Raw genomic sequence first — 2,097 nt, forward strand, 5'->3', positions numbered from 1 at the left:
ACTCAAAACGGACGGGTCGGAAAGCGTAAGACTACCGCTAAGGTAGCAGCATCCCGGGTCGCGTCAACCCCATTCAACGACCATCCTAAAAAGGTGGCGTGGTGAGGAATCACCGTCCGTTTACGGCGGTGAGGATGTCAAAGTCTCCGTTTCGGTGTTCCCGTTGTCCCAGTTCCCCTGATAGGATTTAATCGCTCGCCTAACTCTAGAGCTAAAGTAGAGATAGGGTTTAATTGGAGCCATGTATGGAAGCGATCGAATTTAGGACGGTTATTCATAAGGGTCGGGTGAGCGTTCCCCCCCGATATTCTTCTCGATGGGAAGGTAAGATGATGCGGGTGATTGTTTTGGATGACTCGGAAATCATCCCCGATCCGAGCCAGAAAACTGAAAAAACGATGTTCGAGGCGATTTCTTTAAATACACGGGGATTTACATTCGATCGGGACGAGGCTAATGCCCGATAAAGTTTTTATCGATACTAATGTCTTAATTTACGCGTATTCTGAGGATGAGCCGGATAAACGACAGCGAGCGATTGATTGTGTTCGATCGGGTGAGGCTTGGATTAGTACACAGGTTTTAAATGAAACGATAAATGTATTAAAACGGAAATTTTCCCTAAGCTATTCGCAAATTCGAGACGCTGTACAAGAGGTTTCTAAGGGATTCCCAATCATCCTCGTTTCTGTTAATACGATAGAGATGGCATTGAATCTAGCGGAACGTTATCAATATAGTTACTTTGATAGTTTAATACTGGCCAGCGCTCTGGAAGCGGGCTGTCAAATTCTCTACAGTGAAGATTTACAAGATGGTCAGCGAATCGAGAATCAATTGATGATCGTTAATCCCTTTGGTTAAGTAGGTAGGTGTTAAAAGTTGTCAGACACCCCCCTTGATAAGTAGGGTTGATTCATGAATCAACCCTACTATGAATCAACCCTACTATGAGTCAACCCCACCTTGATAAGGAGGGCAGGGGGATCAGTCGGTCAAAATTACTTTTCTAGTTTCCGGCCTTTGCACAATAAACCGACCCCGGCAACGGAGAGTAAACCGAGAACCGTCGCCGGTTCGGGAACAGGAGTGAAGGTTAGGGTTGTACTATTGACATCGACGACACCACTGAATCCATCTCCTGCTCCCGCGACAGAGAATAAATTCCCGACGGAGCCAGGTAAAAAATTCAGAGTCAAAGCTTCGGTACTATTCTCAGCGGCAAATGAACTCGCGGTAATCACCCCGCCACTGACCGTAAAACTATTACCGAATACAAAAGTAAAATTCGCCAGAACATCAAAGGGGAGTGTGTAGCCCAGAGCGGCGGGAGCGGAAGTCACGATCAGCGAAGTGGCGGCCAAATTTGTCCCGTCTCCGTCCGGTAGGGTGAGCGTCCCCTGTACGGTTCCGTTCACCGGACCGGTTACGTTACTGAAGGAAAAGTTAAAAGTTGCGGCGCTGGCAACCGGTGCGAGGGTGGCGGTGGCTACCGTGGCGAGGGCGACGGAATAACAAAGGGAACTTTTAAGTGGCATAGAATACATTGTTTAGCTAAATTCTCCCAAATATTACCCGCCCCCCGCGATTTTGTCAAGGTTTTTATTATTTATATTTCTGATGCTTCATCTAGCTATTGATTACTCGATTCGGGATTTAGGGCGATCTCCCAGAGATGCGCGAAGCGGTGCTCTTTTCTAGGGTGCGGGGGGCGATCGGTAAAATTGGCATACACTATAATTATCAGAGCGATCGATGTTTATCTAAGTTAAAGAGAACAATAAAACTAGCGATCGATGCACGTGATCAGTAAAGTTAAATTACGAGAGTTTTGGCAACGCCACTCGGACGCAGAAGACGCTCTTAGGGATTGGTATTGTAAAGTTTTGTAAAAAATATATGCAAATGACTGCAAACAACTGCTAATATGGTTAGTACAAGTTTACGTTGCAGTTCACATGAAACTATCAGATTATGCTAAGAAAAAAGGGATCAGTTATGACACTGCTTGGAGAATGTGGAATCGAGGGCAGTTACAAGGAGAACGTCTTCCTACAGGAACAATTATTATTTTTGAAGATGACCGTTCTTGCGGTG

3 protein-coding genes and 1 pseudogene are annotated in these 2,097 nt (G+C 45.7%); 3 read left to right on the forward strand and 1 reads right to left on the reverse strand.

Annotation, left to right across the window (positions count from 1 at the left end; all coding sequences use genetic code 11):
• The first annotated feature begins 245 nt into the window (after positions 1-245).
• Both O9300_RS17290 and O9300_RS17295 read left to right on the forward strand, forming a co-directional pair.
• Positions 246-467 carry a hypothetical protein gene (locus O9300_RS17290; RefSeq protein ID WP_272077835.1) on the forward strand — a complete coding sequence of 74 codons (222 nt, stop codon included), beginning with the start codon at positions 246-248 and terminating at the stop codon, positions 465-467.
• Entirely contained in the window at positions 457-864 is a 408-nt protein-coding gene (locus O9300_RS17295; protein ID WP_287972961.1) for a PIN domain-containing protein, read from the forward strand. The genes O9300_RS17290 and O9300_RS17295 overlap by 11 nt, the downstream gene beginning before the upstream one ends.
• 137 nt (positions 865-1,001) lie before the next feature.
• On the opposite strand, the gene O9300_RS17300 is transcribed toward O9300_RS17295, so the two are convergent.
• On the reverse strand, positions 1,002-1,538 hold the full coding sequence (locus tag O9300_RS17300) for a PEP-CTERM sorting domain-containing protein (RefSeq protein WP_287972963.1): 537 nt from the start codon (positions 1,536-1,538) through the stop codon (positions 1,002-1,004).
• Between the two features lie 420 nt (positions 1,539-1,958).
• Between O9300_RS17300 and O9300_RS17305 the strand changes: the two are divergent.
• Positions 1,959-2,097, forward strand: a pseudogene (locus tag O9300_RS17305) (IS607 family transposase); the annotation flags it as partial.

The organism is Microcystis sp. LE19-195.1E (assembly GCF_027532095.1).
GTDB classification, from domain to species: Bacteria; Cyanobacteriota; Cyanobacteriia; order Cyanobacteriales; family Microcystaceae; genus Microcystis; species Microcystis aeruginosa.

Coding starts and splice junctions, on each gene's coding strand:
- O9300_RS17290 (WP_272077835.1), top strand. CDS start 246: ATGGAAGCGATCGAATTTAGGACGGTTATTCATAAGGGTCGGGTGAGC.
- O9300_RS17295 (WP_287972961.1), top strand. CDS start 457: ATGCCCGATAAAGTTTTTATCGATACTAATGTCTTAATTTACGCGTAT.
- O9300_RS17300 (WP_287972963.1), bottom strand. CDS start 1,538: ATGCCACTTAAAAGTTCCCTTTGTTATTCCGTCGCCCTCGCCACGGTA.